This window comes from Bdellovibrio sp. HCB2-146 (genome assembly GCF_047345725.1).
Classification (GTDB): domain Bacteria; phylum Bdellovibrionota; class Bdellovibrionia; order Bdellovibrionales; family Bdellovibrionaceae; genus Bdellovibrio.
This window is the reverse complement of sequence record NZ_JBLEQP010000001.1, coordinates 150,037-170,170: the sequence shown is the minus strand read 5'-3', so window position 1 is coordinate 170,170 and position 20,134 is coordinate 150,037. Positions and strand designations below refer to the sequence as shown.

16 protein-coding genes are annotated in these 20,134 nt (G+C 45.5%); 3 read left to right on the top strand and 13 right to left on the bottom strand.

Going from position 1 to position 20,134, the window contains the following annotated elements:
* Complete coding sequence (locus ACLWOR_RS00800; protein ID WP_413938756.1) at positions 1-1,407, bottom strand: hypothetical protein; 1,407 nt, start codon at positions 1,405-1,407, stop codon at positions 1-3.
* Positions 1,400-2,014: a DUF502 domain-containing protein gene (locus ACLWOR_RS00795; RefSeq protein WP_413938755.1), complete on the bottom strand. Its 615-nt coding sequence runs from the start codon at positions 2,012-2,014 to the stop codon at positions 1,400-1,402. Before ACLWOR_RS00795 ends, ACLWOR_RS00800 begins: the two co-directional genes overlap by 8 nt.
* Positions 2,015-2,173: 159 nt before the next feature.
* Between ACLWOR_RS00795 and ACLWOR_RS00790 the strand changes: the two genes are divergently transcribed.
* A complete protein-coding gene (locus ACLWOR_RS00790) occupies positions 2,174-4,039 on the top strand; it encodes a S8 family serine peptidase (RefSeq protein WP_413938754.1) in 1,866 nt (621 codons plus the stop codon).
* A gap of 840 nt (positions 4,040-4,879) precedes the next feature.
* Positions 4,880-5,776, top strand: coding sequence for an HNH endonuclease (locus tag ACLWOR_RS00785; RefSeq protein ID WP_413938753.1), 897 nt, complete (start codon positions 4,880-4,882; stop codon positions 5,774-5,776).
* A 163-nt stretch (positions 5,777-5,939) separates the two neighbouring features.
* Here ACLWOR_RS00785 and mgtE read toward each other — a convergent pair whose 3' ends face one another.
* The 4 genes from mgtE to ACLWOR_RS00765 all read right to left on the bottom strand — a co-directional run bounded on the left by mgtE (position 5,940) and on the right by ACLWOR_RS00765 (position 11,607).
* Positions 5,940-7,280 (bottom strand): magnesium transporter, encoded by a 1,341-nt coding sequence (mgtE, locus tag ACLWOR_RS00780; protein ID WP_413938752.1) that lies wholly within the window; start codon positions 7,278-7,280, stop codon positions 5,940-5,942.
* Positions 7,281-7,356: 76 nt separating this feature from the next.
* Positions 7,357-9,216 carry an ABC transporter ATP-binding protein gene (locus ACLWOR_RS00775; RefSeq protein ID WP_413938751.1) on the bottom strand — a complete coding sequence of 620 codons (1,860 nt, stop codon included), beginning with the start codon at positions 9,214-9,216 and terminating at the stop codon, positions 7,357-7,359.
* On the bottom strand, positions 9,209-10,981 hold the full coding sequence (locus ACLWOR_RS00770; protein WP_413938750.1) for an ABC transporter ATP-binding protein: 1,773 nt from the start codon (positions 10,979-10,981) through the stop codon (positions 9,209-9,211). Before ACLWOR_RS00770 ends, ACLWOR_RS00775 begins: the two co-directional genes overlap by 8 nt.
* Entirely contained in the window at positions 10,978-11,607 is a 630-nt protein-coding gene (locus ACLWOR_RS00765) for a 2OG-Fe(II) oxygenase (RefSeq protein WP_413938749.1), read from the bottom strand. The genes ACLWOR_RS00770 and ACLWOR_RS00765 overlap by 4 nt, the downstream gene beginning before the upstream one ends.
* Before the next feature lie 31 nt (positions 11,608-11,638).
* Here ACLWOR_RS00765 and ACLWOR_RS00760 point away from each other — a divergent pair, with 31 nt between their 5' ends.
* Entirely contained in the window at positions 11,639-13,144 is a 1,506-nt protein-coding gene (locus ACLWOR_RS00760) for a flavin monoamine oxidase family protein (RefSeq protein ID WP_413938748.1), read from the top strand.
* Between the two features lies 1 nt (position 13,145).
* Here ACLWOR_RS00760 and ACLWOR_RS00755 read toward each other — a convergent pair whose 3' ends face one another.
* From ACLWOR_RS00755 to ACLWOR_RS00725, 7 genes are all read right to left on the bottom strand, one after another.
* Positions 13,146-13,661 carry a hypothetical protein gene (locus ACLWOR_RS00755; RefSeq protein WP_413938747.1) on the bottom strand — a complete coding sequence of 172 codons (516 nt, stop codon included), beginning with the start codon at positions 13,659-13,661 and terminating at the stop codon, positions 13,146-13,148.
* Positions 13,658-15,367 carry a hypothetical protein gene (locus ACLWOR_RS00750; protein ID WP_413938746.1) on the bottom strand — a complete coding sequence of 570 codons (1,710 nt, stop codon included), beginning with the start codon at positions 15,365-15,367 and terminating at the stop codon, positions 13,658-13,660. The genes ACLWOR_RS00755 and ACLWOR_RS00750 overlap by 4 nt, the downstream gene beginning before the upstream one ends.
* A 139-nt stretch (positions 15,368-15,506) precedes the next feature.
* Positions 15,507-17,336, bottom strand: a complete 1,830-nt coding sequence (locus ACLWOR_RS00745) for a penicillin-insensitive murein endopeptidase (protein ID WP_413938745.1) — start codon at positions 17,334-17,336, stop codon at positions 15,507-15,509.
* Between the two features lie 140 nt (positions 17,337-17,476).
* Complete coding sequence (locus ACLWOR_RS00740; protein WP_413938744.1) at positions 17,477-18,568, bottom strand: hypothetical protein; 1,092 nt, start codon at positions 18,566-18,568, stop codon at positions 17,477-17,479.
* A complete protein-coding gene (gene dtd, locus ACLWOR_RS00735; protein ID WP_413938743.1) occupies positions 18,556-19,011 on the bottom strand; it encodes a D-aminoacyl-tRNA deacylase in 456 nt (151 codons plus the stop codon). The genes ACLWOR_RS00740 and dtd overlap by 13 nt, the downstream gene beginning before the upstream one ends.
* 120 nt (positions 19,012-19,131) lie before the next feature.
* A complete protein-coding gene (locus tag ACLWOR_RS00730; RefSeq protein ID WP_413938742.1) occupies positions 19,132-19,536 on the bottom strand; it encodes a cytochrome b562 in 405 nt (134 codons plus the stop codon).
* 21 nt (positions 19,537-19,557) lie between these two features.
* Positions 19,558-20,043 carry a hypothetical protein gene (locus ACLWOR_RS00725; RefSeq protein ID WP_413938741.1) on the bottom strand — a complete coding sequence of 162 codons (486 nt, stop codon included), beginning with the start codon at positions 20,041-20,043 and terminating at the stop codon, positions 19,558-19,560.
* Positions 20,044-20,134: the final 91 nt, after the last annotated feature.

Genomic DNA, 20,134 nt, shown 5'->3' with positions numbered 1-20,134 from the left:
TTATTTCAATCCGAAGAGTTTTTTTGATTTGATGAGATCGCGCACTTTCGGAGGAACCAAGGTCTCCCAGCGGGGATCTTGGTTTTCTAAAAGCTTCATCACATCGGCTGAGTGCAGATAATCATCTGTTTCATCACAGCCCGATACATCCACGATTTGTTTGTTCTCTGTGAAGTAAGAATAAATATGTCTTAAATGCGGAGCAGGGAAGAAGCTCTTCGTTGTCAGACAGAGCTGCGAAGTTTTATGCGGGTAAATATAGAGCTTTGTTTTTTGCTCTAAGAGTTTACCCATACCTTCAAGCAGACCGCCTTCAAGATTTCTATAATGCTCTTCAGAGAAAAGCTTTTCCAAATGGCTGGCACCGACAACCAACGCCATGAAATTTGGATTATACCGGCGAAGGAAGCGTTTCAAACCATAGAACAAGAAGAAATTCGAAATCAAAACGTGGAAACCTAAAGTCGTCAAAGTTTCAACACGGTCGAGGAAGTCTTTCTCATTCACGTGTCCATCTGTTTGCAGATTGTGCATCGTGAGTTCCATGATCGGAAGGACCTGAAGATTTTTGCCCTCACAGTGCATAATATCGGCTTTGATTTGATCCAGACCTTTTGTCAAAACATCAAGGTGTGTGATCGTCACCGGACGGAAAGTCCCGCGTTGAATTAGCAACGATTTGCCATAAACAGCGTCGGAGATATTCAAGATCTCATTGTTCGGAGAGAAGAGAATCGCTTCAGCCAGTCCTCTGCGAACCAACTCCAAATTCATCAAACGCACATCGAAATGTTTGACAGCGGGACCGTCAAATTTGATCACGTCGATGACGATTTGGCCGTCTTTCAAATTTTCTACCAGTTTTGAGATAAAATTCTCATCATCGTGCAATTCATAAAATGCACATGACAAAAGATTGACCCCCAACATGCCAAGAGCTTCTTGCTGTTGCAGGCGATGACGATCGAGCATACGCACATGCAGGATAATGTCATTGGAAGGCCCACCGGGTTCTGTTTGGAAGCGAACTCCCATCCAGCCATGGGATTGTTTATTGCTGCCACTGGAAGCTGTCGCGACGGTGTTTGCAAATGCAAAGAAGCGAGACTGTGCTCCACGGTGTTTGCCGAGGCGATCAATTAAAAGTTCATACTCGTGACCGAGCATTTTTTTAAGTCGAGATTCACAAACATAACGACCGTGCTCTTCTTTGCCATAGATGTCGTCACTTACGATCATGTCGTACGCAGAGATAGTTTTTGCAATCGTTTGCGAAGCTTTCCCAGCTTGGAAAAAATGACGAGCGACTTCTTGGCCTGCGCCGATTTCAGCGAAAGCGCCATAACGTGAAAGATCTTTGTTAATACGAAGAGCTTTTCCGAGAGTGTTTTCCACGAGATCAGCCATGGTGGTTTCCTCCCGCTTTATCAGCTTTTACCCAGCCAGTGATGGCAAGGCTCATTGCTTTTTCAATTGGAATATCCACAGGTGTGATGCGATTGCGTGGCACTAGCAATGTAAACCCACCCAGGCCGTAACTCATTGGAATATACACAGACACGCTATCAGTGGCATGCGCATGAGTTTCAATACCTGGAACATCACTAAAACTTTCACGAGTCACCAGTCCCATGGCGCGAACACCAGTTTCGCCCATATCGACGAGAACCACTTTTTGCAAACCACTTGGACCGCCGCCCTTAGAGAACAAATTCATCAGGTCGCGAAGAGGACTGTAAACGGCTTTGATCAGAGGAATTTGTGTGATCTTTTGTTCCAGCTTTTGAAAGATACCGACCGTGATCAAGTTGTTCAGCAAAAGACCTAGCAAGAAGATCAAAAGGACTGTGAGAAGGAAGCCTAAACCGGGAATGTAAATCGGCAAAATCTCGCGCAGGGTATCACCGAGGAAGCTGTCCACGATCGCAATGCCGGCATAAACGATATAGATCGTCAGAGCAACGGGAAGGAAGGTCACTAAACCTTGCAAGAAAATTTTCTGTAGCTGTTTCATACTGGCTGTCCTATCTCAGGATTCTTATCGGATTTAATAAATACCAGGCGAGGCCTGCTTCATCAAGAGATGACACTCTCCCAAAATGAGACACTTTTTACCCTCAACCTCGCTAGACTTCTGACCGAAAAGAAGAAGGTCTAATTTAAAGGAGAGCAAGTGAGAAGCATTCAAAGCCTTCTGATCATTTCATTATTGGTAATGATGAGCTCCGCTCATGCGCAAACTCCGAATGCCGTTCCCGGCGAATACATCGTAAAATTCAAAATGTCGTCTGCTGCTCCTGGTATTGCTCAACAAAAGCTATCTGGAAAGGTCAATTTAAAGGCTTCCTTTGCGGCTCTGGGGATGTACCACGTTTCAATGAAGGCGGGGGCCGATGCTCAAGCGGGTTATGAAAGCCTTAAGAATGACCCTGAAGTTGAGTATATGGAGCCCAACTATATCTTTTATAAAGAAGAAATTGATCCGGACTCAGTTACGGTTGAGTCTTTGAACGACATGGTGGCTTCCGGGACTGTGAACGCAGCTGCTGGAACTTACACTCAATCTTCAGCGCCGACTCAGGTGGCTGCAGCTTGGTCTGAGCAAAGTTCAATTGCTCAAGCGGGTAAAGTTGTCGTCGCAGTAATCGACACAGGTCTTTATAAAAGTCATCGCGTATTTTTGCCAACTGCTTCCGGAGGCACGGGCGCTCTTTGGATCAATACCAGAGAAGCAGGTGGTCAACCGGGCGTTGATGATGATGGCAACGGTTATGTCGACGACATCAATGGTTGGAATTTCATCAATAATACAGCCGACTTTAATGACGACGATAAAAACGGTCACGGAACTCACGTGGCGGGTATCGTGGTCGGCACAAGTTTGAATATTTACGCGAACCCATTAGATGAATCCAAAATCCAAATCATGCCTTTGAAATTCCTGGGCGCGAACGGTTCGGGTTCGACTTCGAATGCGATCAAGGCGATCTACTATGCCGTTTACAACGGTGCACGCGTGATCAACAACTCTTGGGGTGGCCCTACTTACAGCCGTGCTCTGCATGATGCGATGACATTTGCCTACAACTATCGAGTGTTTGTAGCATCGGCGGCAGGTAACTACGCAAGCGACAATGACGACACGCCGATGTATCCATCGAACTACGATGTCCCAAGCAATATCTCGATTGCATCGAGTTCAAGTTCAGATCGCCTATCAGGATTTTCAAACTACGGATTTAACACAGTTCACTTAGCGGCTCCGGGCGAGTGGATTAATAGTACATTGCCAGGTGGTGCGAGCACATATGGAAGTATGTCAGGGACATCGATGGCCACTCCATTTGTGTCGGGTATGGCGGCCTTAGCTATCCGTGAAGAGCCGACACTTTCAGGTTATCAAGTTAAAGAATTAATCATGAGTTCTGCGAATCAAGTTTCAGCTCTGTCGCCGTATATGGTGTCAGGCGCTCGTATTAATTCGCTGACTCTGATTCAAGCAGCTAAAAATGCGCAGCCTGGTTCTTATCAACCAGCGTATAAGCCTGATTACACTCGTTCGGTTGCGAGTGCCGAGAGCGCTCCAGCGGGCGGCGGCTGCGGTTTAGTATCAACAGCTGTATTAACTGGCCCTGGTTCGGGTGGTATTCCACCAACAGCTGGGGTGGTTGCGGGATTGTTGTTAATTCCACTGGTGATGTGGCGAGTATTAAGACCTCGCGATCCAAAACAACGTCGTAAGTTCGAACGCTTTAAAATGAGTTCAGAAATCCGCGTCATGGTCGGTGACCGTGAACTGGTGGGTTCTGTGAATACAATCTCGTTGGGCGGTTTGAGCTTCAACGCAGACGCGGCCTTGGACAAAGGTGGTATCGTCACAATGCAAATCCAAAGCCCGGACGGCAAAGAAGTCGTGCAGGTGCAGGGTCATGTCGTCTGGAACGAGAAGAACGCATGCTATGGTGTTCAGTTCGACAATGCCCGCGAGGGAGTCCTGGCTATGATCCAAGATTGGACGGCTGGGTTGATGAAGACTTAGTTGTTTGAAGTTTATAAGTTAGATTTCTTGAGCGGGAAGGGAGACCTTCCCGTTTTTAATTTGTGAGCATGGGATTTATTGAGCTTGCCATTGCAGTTGCTATTGCTGTGCGCAAGCGGGGCGCCGGTTTGTTCGTATGGGATTGGTGTTTTTCTTGTACTCAGCTGTTCTCTGGTTTGAGGAGCAAGGTCCGTCCATGAGAGGGCCTTTCTGCCTGCCATCGTGGCAGTCAGAAGTGAGTAGAGGAGAAAGATTTATATTTTTTTTCGATCTATTCCAAATTTCTTAAACCGTACTTCGCTCTGCTGCTCATGGATAAGCAGCAGAAAGGCCACTCACGGACGGTAAGCCGCCGAACACAGAGAACAGCTGTACATAAAAAATCTTCGCAAACATTTGCACCGTACTCCCAATTCAGATGTCATAATCCATTAATCCATTAATCCATTAATCCATTAATCCATTAATCCATTAATCCATTAATCCATTAATCCATTAATCCATTAATCCATTAATCCATTAATCCATTTGATCGATTGATTGATTGATTGATTGATTGATTGATTGATGCACATTCAGCAAGTACAAAACACCGGCGCTCCGCTTGCGCTAAGTATCATGAAAAAAATTGTAACGATAATTTCTTTGACGAGTTTTTTCACTCTCTCACTTGACCGGTGTTCAATGAATTCCATTCTAGCTTTTTGAAAATCGATTTTCTTTTTGATCGTCGAATGGCGACCGCTTTAGAGAGTAAATAAGCATTTTAAAATGCAGCAGGACCGACTGTGAAAATCTCCTCCAAAAACCCATGCTATAAGAATCTCATTCGGAAGAACTATGAAAAATCTCTTTAAGCTTCGTGATGATGAACTCGAAATGAGTCTGGATACGTATGTGAAACAAGAGCGCGAGATTTTGCATATTATTCTTGAGCATATCAAAGAAGTGTCTCGGCGTGATCTTCATCTGGCTCGCGGGTACGGTTCTCTGAAGGATTATTTGGTTAAAAAGTTTGGATACTCTGAACGAGCAACCTATCGACGTATTGAAGGCGCGAATCTTTTAAATCAGGTTCCGACACTTGCTGAGAATATAAAAAATGGATCGATGGATATCACTAAGATTTCTGAAATCACTCGTGCGGTAAAGGAAAAGGAACGGGTAACTGGCGAGAAGGTCTCCGCACTGGTTAAATCCGACCTTGTTGCGCGTGTTTCTGGGAAATCCAGTATGGAAAGCCAAAAGGAACTCGCGCAAGTATTGGATATCGAAATTAAAGAGTTCGACAAGAAGAGAATGCAGCAGGATGAATCTGTTCGTTTAGAATTCACGGTCACTAAGGAACAATACGAAAAACTAATGAAATGTCAGGATCTAGCAGCTCAGAAAATTCAGCAAGATCATAAGGATCTTTCATTGGCTTCTGTGATTGAGGTTCTTGCAGATAAATATATTGCTGAGAAGACGGAGGTTAAAACCGCGCCTAGTGAAAAAGTAAATCAGACACTTACACCTAAAACTAAGATTGAAATCTTAAAGCGTGACCTATGTTGCCAGTTCGAAGATGAAAAAACGGGGAAAGTCTGCGGCAGCACTTTTGCTATTCAGGTTGATCATCGTATGGCTCGCTGGGCGGGCGGAGATCATCGTAAAAGCAACCTTCAGATTTTATGTGCACAACACAACCGCTATAAGTATAGAAAGGAAAAAATAGAAAGTCTTGCCTTGTTCTGACGGCCACGATGGCCGACAGAAATGCCTCACATGGACGGATATAGAATCCTCTCACAGAGAGCAGCTGGAGAAAAATAACAAGCGGCGCAAGCGGAGCGCCGATCAGTCAGAACCTTAGAATTAATCGGCGAAAAGATTTGAATCTAGGATTGACGAATCAACCCTACAACAAAACCCCATGCAAGATCGCGCTCGCCATTGTGAAGTAAATCACAAGACCTGTTACGTCCACGAGTGTTGCAACCGCAGGAGCAGATGCAGAGGCCGGGTCAAATCCAATTTTTTTCAGAATGAATGGCAACATAGAACCAGAGATTGTTCCCCACAACACGACACCAACTACGCTACACGCGACAGTCGCTGCCACGAGCATGTAGTGAGCCGTGTAAAGGCTCTCGCGATTCGGCCACAACATGATACGAATAAAACCAATACAACCCAAACCGATACCCAAGCACAGACCGGTCATCACTTCACGGCCCAGGACACGCCACCAGTCACGCAAACGAACTTCGCGCAGGGCGATCGCACGAATAATCAATGTCGAAGCTTGAGATCCCGAGTTACCACCCGAACTGATGATCAACGGAATAAACATCGAAAGAACAACGGCCTTTGCCAATTCATCTTCGAAGTACGCCATTGCAGTTGCAGTGAACATTTCCCCTAAGAAGAGGATCAACAACCAACCACCGCGTTTTTTTAACATCTCTCCGAAACCGATTTTCATGTACGGAGCATCCAGAGTTTCAACGGCACCGATTTTATGGATATCTTCTGTGGCTTCTTCTTGAATCGCCGTCGCCACGTCGTCGAACGTGACGATACCTTTCATCACGCCTTGATCATCCACAACCGGGATCGCCATTAATTCCAATTGAGAAAACAGAGTACCAATTTGCTCTTGGTCCATCTCAACCGGAACTTGGATCACGTCTTTGTGCATGATCTCGTTAATTTTTTTACCAGGGGCCGTCGAGAACAATTCACGGAAAGAGATCACGCCTAATAGGCGTTGTTCATTATCCAAAACGTAAGCGTAATAAATTGTTTCAACATGAGTTTTAGCTTGAATGCGGATGTAACTGATCGCTTCATCCACCGTCATATCAGGGCGCAGACGTACGAAGCGGGAGCTCATCAAGCCCCCGGCCGCGTCCTCTGAATAAGCCAATAGCACCGTTACTTCACGACGAGTTTGTGGATCAAGAAGAGACAAAAGTTCTTCTTTTGAGTCTAAGCCAATTTCTTGAATCAAATCGGCCACGTCATCGGGTGCAAGCAAGCGAATCCAAGAACGCTTCTCAAGGGGAGCGGCCTCCGAAATCAATTCAGCTTGGTCATGGGTTTTAAGACTGAGGAAAAGCTCTTCGGCATCCGTACGCGGAAGTTCTTTGAACTTCTCACGACGTTCGTCAGATGTAAGCGCCGACCAGGTTTCGGAAAGTTTCAGAACCGTTTGTTCGTCTTGGTTTTGGTCGAGGTTCTGTTCGTTGCTATCCATCCCAGCCACCCAGTTGAAAAATATAAATGCGTGCCGAAGCAATACCCCTTTTCATCGGCAGCCGCAAACTTATTTTTTAGACCAGTTCTGTATTTTTAAAGCGAGGAAGCACCTCTGAAGTCGGACCCAAATCGACAACTTCGCCCTTTTGCAACCATAATATGCGATCGCATTTGGCCAAAGTGGACAGACGATGGGCAATAATGATCTGAGTTCGCTGAGAGAAAAACTCCTCTGTGGCGCGAACCATGATTTCTTCGGATTGAGGATCCACGGAACTTGTTGCCTCGTCCATGATCACAATCGGGGAATCTTGGAGGAGGCAGCGAGCCATACATAGCAGCTGACGCTCTCCCAGGGATAAATTCTTGCCGCGCTCTTCGATTCGTAAATCTAAACCATCGGGGTGAGATTGAACCCACTCCAACAAACCGACTTGTTTTAATACATTCATAAGCTTATCGGTTTCATGCTTTTGATCGATATCCAAATTAAAGCGCAAAGTCCCTTGGAATAAAATCGGCTCTTGCGAGATAAACGAAATCGATTTGCGATAAAGATTCAAATCCACACCCTTGTCATCATCATGCATGCGCGGATTGTGATTGTTGATGGAAATAGAACCCTGCGACAGAGGATAAAGGTAAAATAAAGCCTGAATCAGACTGGATTTACCAGAACCGGTACGGCCCACGATTCCCAAACGCTCTCCGGCGCGAACCTGGAAGTTCACGTTTTTTAATACCCATGGCAGGTCGTCACGATAACGGAACCACAGATTCGACACTTCCACTGAGGCATTGCGGTCGTCCGTGAGTTTGCGCGTCTCCAGGTACTTTTCAAGAGGCGCGGGATAAACCGGATGCCCCGTTGCAAAGCGAGCCGCCGACGGAAGGTAATTTCCTTTTTCAAGGTCCATGCGCAGATATTGATCTAAGCGCTCCACCCCAATCATCGCTTCTTCAAATTGGCTTAACCATTCAAAGAACATCTGAACCGTGTTTCCTGACAGCGTGATAAAGCTAAACGCCACGCCGACAGAACCCACGGTTGCCCAGCCCTTATCGACCATAAAATAGGCCGTAATACCAGTAAGCAAAAGCAACAACGCCGTTAAGCTGTTCATCTGAAATGAAAAGCTTAAAAGCTTTTTCGTCGTATCATAGCGTTGATCCAAATAATGTTCATCCAGGCGTTCAAAGCGCTCGGAGAAAGACTGTTCACGACGGAAGGAGCGAATTGTGCTCGCTCCTTGAGTGGTTTCAGCAAAATGCGCGATACTTGGAGAACGACTGGCCGATAAATCACGACGAGCACGGCGCAATGAATTCTGATTTAATTTATAAACCATAAAGTTCATCGCTCCGATAAGCAGCACAAGACCCAAGTAAGCAGGATTTGCGACGGTGATCAAAATCACCATCATCGAAAGATCAAAAATAATCGACAAGAACTCGGCCAGAGGTCCGCCGAACAAACGGAAGATATTTCCGTAGTCACTCGAAAAACGAGTGATAATACGACCTGCGGGCGTATTGTCGTAAAAACTCATCGGCAGACGAGACGTGCGCAAAGTCACTTCGTCATAGAAACTAGAAATCGCACGAGCTGATAAGCGCGAAAAACTCACGCGGAAAAACATCGTCAATGCGAAACCAACCAAAGCCATTCCCATCAACAAAAACACCATTTGCGTTGAAGTCCAGCCGGTGAGCGGGCTGTGAACACCCACCAGGTTATCAACCCAATAACCGATCACATTGGTATTCGCCAAAAGCAAACCACGCCCCAAAAATCCCAAGACCAACGCAATCAGAATTCTTAAAAAGAACGGGCGATATGCAAAATACAAAGTTTGATAGATGGTTTTGGCGTATCCACCTTCTTTTTTTGATTCACCATCAGATAGATATTTCGGCGAAGTTGATTTAGGCATGGACAGTCTCCTTCGCAACTGACAACGTGTATTCACGGAAATCCGCATTTCGCGCGAGGAGTTCTTCGTAACGACCTTGATCTAAAAGTTTTCCATCTTGAAGGAAGATAATACGATCTGCTCTTGGTAAAGTGCTGAGACGGTGAGTGACTAAAATACGAGTGCGATCTTTCCAAGCACCCATCAACAAATCATCCAACAAGCGAGTTTCTGTGTCGACATCAACGGCACTGAGGCAATCATCTAAAAGTAAAATCGGCGCGTTGTGATAGTGAACACGCGCTAACCCCACGCGCTGACGTTGACCACCAGATAAGTTCACGCCGCGCTCGCCAATCTCAGTACTCAAGCCATCTTCCACGCGCTCCGTGGAAAGATCAAATTGCGCTAAACGCAATGACTCTTCGATATGGGGATCCAGTTCGGGCTCAATGTCGTACAAAAATGCCACATTCTCACGCAAGCTCGCACTCATGATAAAACCTTCTTGCGGAACATAGGCAAACTGACTGCGCAGTTCATCCAACGTCATATCCAACGCGTTTTTGCCCTCGATATGGAATTTTTCAAAATGCGCGCCGGTTTCGCCAAGGAGAGAAAGCAGCAACAAAGATTTCCCTGCGCCCACTTCACCCACGATCGCAACAAATTCACCTCGTGCAACCTCAAGGGAAATATCTTTTAAAATTTGCTTCTTCCCGATACTTAAGCGCAGGCCGCGAACCTGCAGTCCCCATTTCTCAGAAGCAAGCATCAGCTTTTCTTTTTCTTTATCCCAATTTTCTTCTTCAGGAGTTTGGTTGTTCTTGGTCGCGAAGAATTCTTCCAAACGGCGAAGCGATGTCCAAGAGTCAAAAGCAAAAGTAAAGAACCAAGGCATTTGCCGGAATGGGCGGGTGAGGAAAATACCCACAATCCAAAGAAGAGCTAAAAGCTCGCCGCTGGTGATAGTATGTTTGGTGTGCAAAACCAAACTGCCTAAGGCAACCACGTTTAACATAAATGTGATCGAAGATGAAATCGCATTCATCACTTGACCATTTGTCACCATCAGAACGCGGTTCTTTGTTTCGATTTCACGTTTGGCAAAAATATTTTTCTCAAAATGGACAGTCCAACCCAAAATTCGAATGGTGCGAATGTTTTGAATCCATTCATTCACCAAACCAATACGTTCTGCCGCCAGTTGTTTAAAACGAAAAAAGAAGCGTGATTGGCGAAACGCCATAAAGCAATTAAAGACCGTAATCCCCAGCATCACGAGCAATGTGGGCCAAAGTGGAATATCAAATAAAACTGAAATCGCAAAAGGTGCCAGAATCAGAGGGAACAGGGTGGAGCTTCCAGCTGGAAGGGTTTGATCTAAAAAAACCGTCGCACCTTGCACGTCAGTTGCGTAAAGAGAAACAATTTCACCCAAAGGACGCCCACTCATGGTATCGACTTTTAGATTCAAGGTTTTCTGATACAGACGATGGGCAAATACTTTTTGCATATAAAGCGCTTCACGTGCGCTGAGAAAGTTTGTCAGTTGAGAAAAAGCCTGAGCAATCAAAACACAGAGAAAAGCACCAGCCACATAAGCCAGCGGTGAGTTCAAACCCAAATCCGGAAGATGTCCCTTCGAGTTTGTCAAAAGGTCGATAAATTCTTTTTGAAAGAAGGGTCCTAAAAGACCAAATACCGCCGCCACGAGTGAGCAGATCAAGATGATCACGCGCGCATGGAAACGTGTGAATACGACTTCAGAAAACAAAGATCTCATAATGCATCGTCCCTAAACCAGCCCGTCAGACTCTTGCGCGTTTCAAAGCTCTCTTCCACCTGGTGCGGAAAAAGTTCGCTACGGAAAAGAATAAAATTTCCCAAGCGCGGTTCAATCGTCTGGATTCTTTCATGAGTTTCCAGAGGATCAAACAAAGTTAAAGCCCCTCCATGGGACTTCTGCCAATTTTCATTCAGATAAAAAACAAAAGTAATGCGTCGATGACTCAAACCCGTATGATTGTCGATGTGCTTTTCGTATCCTCGACCCGGCGGATACAGAGCGAAATGGGCTTCAAATCTTTTGAGTCCTAAATACAAGGCCTGATTCATTTCATCTTGAAGCGTTTGTAAAAACTCATTCACATCGTTCTGCAAACTAGGAACGCCCGCATCCTCAACCCACAAGATCGAATCTCCACGAATTTGAGTTTGAACAGATTTCGTTTGTCGAAAGCCGACTGCGGCTGGAGCAAAGCGTCCCTGTTCATAGAGATTTTGACACTGAAGGGCGAGACTGCGCGCCCACTCGACCGAAACCAAATCATGACTTTGCGACCAGCCTTGCTCTGCCAGTTCGTCAAACATTCGCGATAAAATTGAGAGATTGATTTGATTCTGCTTCAAAGTGTTGTCATTCTAGACCTGTGAGGGATTGATGGCAAAAAGTTCTTTCTCACGAAGAAAGTTTTTAGAACTTTCCGCGTTGAGTTCATCGGCAATGTTGTTGAGTTCGTGTTCGAGTTTGGATCGCTATTTTACAGGCGACAAAAGAAACTTGAACAATGAAGTGGTCATCTTGGGCGGTGGTGCAGCAGGATTGTCAGCTGCTTTCGCTCTGAAAAAACGCAAAGTGCCTTTCCGTGTTTTTGAAGCCTCCTCGCGTATTGGTGGACGAGTTCAATCCGTGACACTTTTCCCAGAGAAGGGACCCGTTGGAGAAATGGGTGCGGAATTTTTTGAAGACTCTCATCGTGCGGTTTTTGATTTAGCGAAAGAGCTCAATTTACCAGTAAAAGAAATCAAAGGGCAGGCGGGGCTTGAAGCTCATCTTTTTGCCTTCGATCAGAACGTCTATAAGGTCAAAGATTTGGCGAGTCGGATGTCAACGTTGACTCCTGTGGTCCGCCGTATTCGTCAAGATCTCTATCGTGATCAAGATGTGATGCTCAGTTATAAGAACTCCCTGCAGTTCGAGCGTTCTGTATATTACGACTCACTTTCATTGAAAGACTTGTTGGAATCTTGGCGCTCGGAAGTTGATCCTTTGATTCTATCATTGATCGAAGCGCAAGCTGTGTCGCGCTTCGGAGTCGATGCGAAAGATCAGTCTGCTCTTCATTTCCTTTCGACACTAGATGCTGAAGGCAGTTCTCTGTTATCAGGTCGCAGTACCTACCGAATGGAGGGAGGCCTTTCCGAATTGATGAACAATTTGTACCAACGGGTGGCCGGTGTGATTTCAGACTCCATCGTGACAAAAAATTCGCCGTTGGTAGAAATTGAAGAAAGCAAAGGCGTTTTTGAAATGACCTTCTTGACTCCCAAAGGCCGTCAGACTTTCACAAGTAAAAATGTGATCTGCACATTGCCGTTCTCCTGTTTGCGTGATGTGAAGGGGATCGATAGCCTCGAGTTTTCGGATCTTAAAAAAGAAGCCATTCAAACTCAAAGTTACGCGACTCAAAGCAAAGGCACGTTGGCATTTACCGAAGCGTTCTGGAGAAAACCACGCAATGGAACTCCGGCAAATCTTGGAAACTTTACGGGCAATTTCATCACGCAAAAATTGTGGGATTCCGGTCGCTCGCAAGAAGGCACTCAAGGATTGTTAACGTATCAACGCGCAGGCGATTCAGGCCTTAAAACCGGGGCATCGGCAACTGATGAAGCTCTTCGTGATTTGCAGTTGTTCTACAAAGATTTGCCAGCTGTTGTTCCAGAAGGACAAGTCATGGCCAACTGGACACAACGAACTTGGAACAAAGGATCTATGGCCTATTTTAAACCTGGTCAGTATATGAAATTCCGTGGAGCTGCAGGTGAACCTGAATACGGTGGCCGATTCTTATTTGCAGGAGAGCACACAAGTTTGAGATTTGCAGGAACTCTTCAAGGAGCGATTGAAAGCGGCCAGTTCGCCGCTTCCAGCATTTCGATCTAAATTACTTCGTTAAGTTGATTGTCAAAACAGCTTTTTCACCGTTGGCAGCAACAAAGCTGTCAACGTTTGTTCTGTTCACAGTGTTGATCAAAGAACTCAAGTGATTATTCGTGGAAGCCATTCCTTGTGGAATCGTTCCATCCGCATTCACCCAGCTGTAGTTCGGCTGCGGCGAAACAATGAAAACGATAATGTTGTAAGAAGGACGGAAGCCTTCTTTTTCCACTTGAACCGCCGGAGTCGCCATTGCATCGTCAGTGATGTAGATCGTGCGAGATTCTTTAATCTGCGAAATATTGATCTGGCTTGCATCTGTCGAGATGAAAGGACGAGAGCCCACGGCATAAAGAATCGTGAGGTATTGTCCTCTAAAGTTACCAAGTGCTCCCACTTGCAAGGCCGGAATCGTTTCAAAGCGAGCTGCATTGGCACTACGCTGAGAAAGAGAGCCTGTTAATAAGCCCAAACCAATAATCAGCGTCAACGCGTTGATAATGATAAGTTTGAGAGATTTCATTTTTGTTCTCCAGTCGCCGCATAGGTCATGAACATGATCAAGTGACCGTTAGGATCCATGTAGAGGCGATTAATATCTAATTGTATACCCATGATTTCCGGTGGCAGAGGCAGATCACTGTCGTTGCGATCTGTTTCTGTCTTCCAGCTTTCCGTGTACTTGAGCAGCGTTGCGCGAACTTCTTTTTGCACTTTACCTTTAAAAAGGCGGCCGGCCCAAGAGATGTAGCTGTCATCCATGCTGATGCTTTTCTCGTCGATGGCGTAGAAAGCGAGCGCCATCGTTTTCTTATCATTCAGCTGACGGATTTTTGCAATGATATCGAATTCGATTACAACTTTGTCCTTTAAGAACATGGAACCCGGAGCGGCTTCCACGGCAACGCTCAATTTTAAGAAGGTTTCTTGTGGTTTCAAAACGACGCCGGATGGAGTTTTTACAAAATCCATTGTTGGAGCCTTCGTTAAACGGAGTTTTGTCCCCGATACATCCATGGCGTCAAAGTTCTTACGTTCAAAACCCAATTGAATGGCACGATTCAAAACCGCACGGTCAACAGCAAGACCCACATCATATTGTTCTGGCGCAACCAATGCAAAATTCGGAGCCCCCCGCGACGAAGCGCTTTTCGCCGGTTTGCTATTAAGGTTCGATGGATCTTCGACATAAGAATCAAGGTTGATAATCAAAGAACCTTTTTGATCCAGTGTTCTTAAGATTAAGCCTTGTTTCAGAGCTGGGCGAGGTGAAATCTCGGGATCACCCGGGGCCGACATGTCAGAAACTTGCTCGAGGGATTTCATCAAAAATTCTTTCGCTTTTTGATTGAAGAGTTCTGGCAGCTGGTCGTGAGAGAAGGTTTTCAGATAATTGCGGACCGAGCTGAGCATGATCGGAGCTTCCGAAGATAAGATGCGATCCACCTCGGAAGTGTTCAGGTTGAATTTACGTCCATTCATCTCAACTGTGAAAGTTGGAACGATCAATTTTTTGTATTGCACGCCAATTGGCAGAGCATCAATGTTTTCTTCAACATTTAAAACTTCAAACTCAAGTCCGCCTTCGGGACTCAAGCTGATATAGAACGGAATGCGAACTTTAAGAGGAGCTTCCGCAGAAGCTGCATTCACCATGAGTTCTTCGATACCGACTTGTCCCAAGAAATCATTGTTCAAGTCCGTTGCGATAATCGAAGACACGCCCGCTGTGAGTTTTTTGATTTCCATTTCGATTGCGAGAACCGCGCCACGAGGGCGTCCCAAGGTCGCAAGCAATTTTGGATCGACCATCAAACCAAAACGAGAAAATTCAGCAATATAACCTGAATCACCAATCGCGACTTGCGGAAGGTGAGGGTTTAAAGAAAATCCTGTCAGCCACTGAGTTAAAAGCGCCGCGACTTGTTTGTAAACGCGAACGGCATCAGGATTTTTTCCAGCGTAATCATCAGGATTAATCGGTTGTGGTGACGTGTATGTGAAAGCAGGAAAATAGCCTTTATCAATTTCAAATCCGACGTTGCCAAGAACTTGAGTCAGTTTGCTGCCGAAATACTCGCTTCCGCGAGGTGTGATGCGCACTTGAATAGAGTTTGGAAGAATGTGTTTTTGCGGAAGTTGTGGCGCCACTTCAACCGCGCGTGCAGGCCCTCCCACTAAAAGTGAGAACAGAAGAAGCAACGTGAGGCTCTTTCGGCAATCTGGCATCTGGATTCTTCCTTTCCAAGGTGTCAGTTTTGTGTTCACCGAAATATTGCAAGACTGATTCCATGAGATAGGGAACGTCAGAGCGAAGGAAATGGGGTTAGAGAATTACGGGTAGGTAAAAATCACCAGGGGTGACCAATTAAAAGCAACCCATGCGACGTGGCGGTTCGGCCATCGGAGCGGCACAGGCACTTTGTATTGAAGAACACTTCACACGCAAGTGGAAGTGGTCGGCATGGTCAGACGGGCGGGCTTGGAGTCTCCAAAGCGTCTCGAAAGCCAGACCTTCTTGTGTCGACGCTTGAACTTCGCCGCGTTTTTTCGCGAGATCACAGAGAGCTCTTTTTAGCTTTCTGTGAATAAAAATACGATCGACGAGTTTCGTTTCATTGAACATCTTAAAGAGTTCCCACTGCTTCTCAATCTCCCAGTCCTCGCGAATTTTACCTTTGGTAGAAAGTGCAGATTGGCCTTGGTGTTTGGGATCTGTGAAATAGTAGCTGATGTCTGCATCCAAACCATTTTTATGAGATTTATGTTTTGGAACCATTCGGCCTTTTTTACGAGTGTAGATCGTGCCACCTTTTTGTTTTGAAAGGTCGCCGACGCGCACTTCGTAGTTCTCAAAGTTTTCCAAGGTAAACTTACCCATTTTTTGGATAAGGTAAACCAACTCGTTAGAGCCATAATAAGTTTTAAGTTCTGGTCGTGAAAGATAGAACCCTGTTTTTGTTTCTTTCTTCGTCAAATCAAAAAGGCTCAATGCATTTTTCAATGATCCATTGGCAATACTGCCGATAACTTGAATGATTTTTTTAGCGACATTCAAATCGGATTCAATAGGTGAGTCCTTTTTTTCATCTGGAGCCTTGATGGTTGGAGGAATTTGTTCTGTTTCTGTTTTTTGTTCCGGTTTTTCAGGCGCAGCAGGAACTGGCTCCTTCGCAGGAGGAGTCGCTGGTTTTTCCGGAGTTTTAGGCGGCGTCTTCTCTGGAGTTTTCTCCGGAGTCTTTACAGGCTTTTGTTTTTCCGGAGTCGCAGGTTTTGCTGGCTCTGGCTTTTTAATTTCTGGTTTTGTAGGAGCCGGAGCTGGAGCGGGCTTCGCTGGCGCCGTAGGTTCCGCAGGCTTGCTCGGTTTTGTAGGTTCTGGCTTTACCGGAGCAGGCTTCAATGGCGAAGATTGTTCCGGAGTTGCAGGTGCTTCTGGTTTTGTTTCTTCTTTTGATTCCGGTTTCAGAGGAGACGGTGTCTTCTTAGGCTCAATATTAAAGAGCTCTTTTAAATCGTTTTGAACGTCACCAATATATTGTCCCGGAGCCCCGAAGTCATCATCATCTTCGATAGGTTCATTGTCATCATCAAGTTCAGGAGCAGTGGCCGCCTCTTCCTCGTGAGACTCATCAACTGCTTCAGTTTCATGGTCCGTATGCAAAGGCAAAGGAATGGTCTTTGTCGCCGCAATTTCATTCGAAACTGTTTCAACTTGGTGACGATAAACGTGGTCTTTATACTGAACGTAGATATCGATAAAAGAAGTGCCGCAGTCGCCCTCATCTCCCAAGCAAGTAGCTTTGGCCGCTATATTCATTCCCTCAGGAATTTGCACGTCTGCTTTATAAGGTTTTAGAGTGATGCGCGAATCACCCTTGGAAGTCCCAGCAAGAGCCACATCTAATGTCGCCTTGGGGCTGCCATCAAATGGCGTGATTTCCATTTGTCCATGAAGAGTCATGGATTGAGTCGTATCATCGTAAACAGCTTGAAGATTGTCACTGCGAAGACCACCTTGAACGATCTCATGCCCTTCCGTGACGACCACAGTCGGTTTGACCTGATTTTGCTGAGCCGGTCCCGTAGGTTTAACGGCCACTGGAGTATTATCAGAAGAGGGGGCACAGGCACCGACAAGTAAACTCGTCGTTACAAGAGATCCAATAATAAAGTGTTTAAAGCGTGTGGCGTTCTTCATCAAAGGACTAATAAGCAATTTAAATGCTCATTAAAAATTCCTTTATTTTGAATACAGAGAAAATTCGTGTCTAACTTCAAGATTTACGGTCGCAACTTGTCGCTGTCGAAGTTTTATACAGTCATTGAATCGGGGTATTATTAGTATTCGTATTCACTTCCAAAGACCACGCCAGCCGTCGAGGCTTCAATAGTGGTGTTGTTGCTGCTGTAGTAAAGACCAACAGCCGAGCGAAGCTGTCTTGTTTTCCAAGAATAGCCCACAGAAGAGTTAAAGTTTTGACCGACATATTTTACGTCTGATCCAAAGCTATGTCCTATGCCGCAGAGAAGCTGATGGCCACCTGCTAAACCATAGCGATAACCAAAGGTCTGAGTAAAATTGTAACTGTCTAACGAGTTGGAATTCTCGACAAAGAAAGAGTCTGTTAAGAACTCGTGGTTGCCAACTTTAAATCCGTTGCCGATGGCGAGTTTACCTTCCTCATTTGTTACTGAGGTTCGTCCAAGATCCGTTTCGGTTACGACATATTCATTTGGTAGAGGGCCGTGCCTATAGATTTTTGTTTTACCTTCGTTTTGATTGTGTAAATTCACGCCTCGTGTATTAAAGTTAATCCCCAAAGTGTAAGAGTCAAAACGGAAATGGGCCGAGATACCAAGAGCGAGATTCAAATTTTTAAACTCTGTTTTGACTTTAGAAACAGTATAGAGATTGTTCGCAGGATCTGAGAATTCAGAAACGCCGTAACTTTTGGCTTCGGAATATCTCCCTAAAACTTGCAGTGCTAATGGCAAAGACCTAAATGCCATCGAGTATCCCGTCACGACTTGATTCAAATTCAAATCCGAATCAAGTGTGTTTCCAGATTTTGTTGTGGCCCAATTATACTGTCCCTGTAAAGTTGTCGCGAGAAAGAACTCATGCACAAGGGCATCACCGACAAGAATGGTGCTTAAATAAGAGGGAGAAAATCCCAATGAAGATGAAAGTGTTGAACCTTCGCTGCGTGAGTTGGATGTTCCAATCGTATTGCCATTGATACTGAGCGCATTTTTCTGACGCTGAACCAAAAGACTTGGATTGTAATAGGAAGCGGCTGTTGAGTGCGTGGCTGCAACACCCGTATTTCCCATAAGCCCTTCGTAGACGCCAAGAGGCATCACCTGCGCCAAGGAGGGAAGTGAGAATGCCAGAATCACAAAAGAGAACAAAGATGCTAGGACTTGCAAGTGGACTCCGACTCAAGGATCAATGTGACGGGACCGTCATTTAAAAGCTGCACCTTCATATCAGCTCCAAACTTGCCTCCAAAAGTTGGAATGCCCTGGGCCGAGCTAAGGGCAAGCGCCTTTTCATAGAGTTTTTCGGCGATTTCAGGTGACTCCGCACCAATAAAGCTGGGGCGATTTCCTTTTGAAGCATCACCCAACAAGGTAAATTGCGAGACAATGAGGTGAGAGCCGCCAATATCTTTGAGTGATAAGTTCATCTTGCCGTTCTCATCGGGAAAAATTCGCAGAGCGATGATTTTAGATATCAGCTTTTGCAATTGCTCTTCGGTATCGCCTTTAGCAACACCCAATAAAGTTAGAAATCCTTTATCGATGGAAGAAATAACTTTTCCATCCACCGTAACTGACGCGTTTTGAACTCTCTGAACAACTGCTTTCATCTTGGATAAATCCCTATCACCTAAAAAGAGACGGGTCATTACGAAATAAAAAAGGCGGGGGAACCCGCCTTTTAAAGATCTACCTGATGTGCGCTGCGTCCGGAAAGAGGGGCCTCGCACCTATTCTTGCGGTTCGAAGCGATCGTGGCCTTGATCCATAAGGTCACTCATTTCGTCGAAAATCTGTTTGGCCAAGGCATTGTCGTTGTTGAGGAACGCTTGTTCCAACTGACCTGCAAGAACAATCTCTTGGTTGATCATTTCTTGATAAGTAGCCCATGCTTCTGCCTGTTGAGCAGATGGAAGTTCTGAAATCGTGCTTGGCATCACATCAACTACGGCATAAAGAAGTTGCGCAATTTGATTTGCAAGTGCGGCATTGGCTTGGTTTTGAGAAGCGTCGCGAATAGTGGCGTTAATTTTTTTAAACGCTTTACCCATATCGCGCATTTCATTTTTTGTTGGCCCCGCAAATGCAAAGCTAAAAGAAACAGTCATCAAAAGAGCAGTTAGAAAATTACGCATGTTCATTCCTTTTCAAAAAAATTAAAGACGTTTATGAGCGCGCAAAACAAGTTTGTCGATTTCTTCTGTTTTCGCCGTCAAAGCTGAGTAGTCGCGTTCCTCAACTTTTTGTGAAGCCGTTAGAGTCAGTAAATCACGGAACTCCGTCAGGCTCGTTTTGAATTCATCCATAAAGTAAACCAGGCTGTCGATGTAATCGGCGAGAGCTTCACCTTCAAGGTCCAATGCATTGTCGGGCAAGAGGCGGCCGGAAGGGTTGGCGATCACAGCATCTGCACAGCTGATCGCAACTTCAAGCTTGGCTGCGGCTTCTGTGAACTCTTTGTCTTGAACTTTTTCGTTCGGGTTATTGGCTTTCAACGTGACCATTTCAGCTGCCAAGATAAAGCGGCCAAAATTTCTCATCACTCTTTGGATTGTTAGAACATCTTCTTTTTCTCCCAACGGGCAGGCAGAGGCCAGAGTCGTTGTCAGCAAGAACGGTAGTGCGAGAGCTAATAATTTCATAAGAGATTCCCCAGGTTAGATGGGAATCAGATAACTAAAGAGCCAGACGCTGTCATGGTCTGGCTCAAAGGGATGTAAAAATGAAAACCAA

What these genes read in the sequence shown, in the direction of transcription:
- ACLWOR_RS00760 (WP_413938748.1), top strand. Translation starts at nt 11,639, where the DNA reads ATGGCAAAAAGTTCTTTCTCACGAAGAAAGTTTTTAGAACTTTCCGCG.
- ACLWOR_RS00755 (WP_413938747.1), bottom strand. Translation starts at nt 13,661, where the DNA reads ATGAAATCTCTCAAACTTATCATTATCAACGCGTTGACGCTGATTATT.
- ACLWOR_RS00750 (WP_413938746.1), bottom strand. Translation starts at nt 15,367, where the DNA reads ATGCCAGATTGCCGAAAGAGCCTCACGTTGCTTCTTCTGTTCTCACTT.
- dtd (WP_413938743.1), bottom strand. Translation starts at nt 19,011, where the DNA reads ATGAAAGCAGTTGTTCAGAGAGTTCAAAACGCGTCAGTTACGGTGGAT.
- ACLWOR_RS00785 (WP_413938753.1), top strand. Translation starts at nt 4,880, where the DNA reads ATGAAAAATCTCTTTAAGCTTCGTGATGATGAACTCGAAATGAGTCTG.
- mgtE (WP_413938752.1), bottom strand. Translation starts at nt 7,280, where the DNA reads ATGGATAGCAACGAACAGAACCTCGACCAAAACCAAGACGAACAAACG.
- ACLWOR_RS00775 (WP_413938751.1), bottom strand. Translation starts at nt 9,216, where the DNA reads ATGCCTAAATCAACTTCGCCGAAATATCTATCTGATGGTGAATCAAAA.
- ACLWOR_RS00730 (WP_413938742.1), bottom strand. Translation starts at nt 19,536, where the DNA reads ATGCGTAATTTTCTAACTGCTCTTTTGATGACTGTTTCTTTTAGCTTT.
- ACLWOR_RS00745 (WP_413938745.1), bottom strand. Translation starts at nt 17,336, where the DNA reads ATGAAGAACGCCACACGCTTTAAACACTTTATTATTGGATCTCTTGTA.
- ACLWOR_RS00800 (WP_413938756.1), bottom strand. Translation starts at nt 1,407, where the DNA reads ATGGCTGATCTCGTGGAAAACACTCTCGGAAAAGCTCTTCGTATTAAC.
- ACLWOR_RS00770 (WP_413938750.1), bottom strand. Translation starts at nt 10,981, where the DNA reads ATGAGATCTTTGTTTTCTGAAGTCGTATTCACACGTTTCCATGCGCGC.
- ACLWOR_RS00795 (WP_413938755.1), bottom strand. Translation starts at nt 2,014, where the DNA reads ATGAAACAGCTACAGAAAATTTTCTTGCAAGGTTTAGTGACCTTCCTT.
- ACLWOR_RS00725 (WP_413938741.1), bottom strand. Translation starts at nt 20,043, where the DNA reads ATGAAATTATTAGCTCTCGCACTACCGTTCTTGCTGACAACGACTCTG.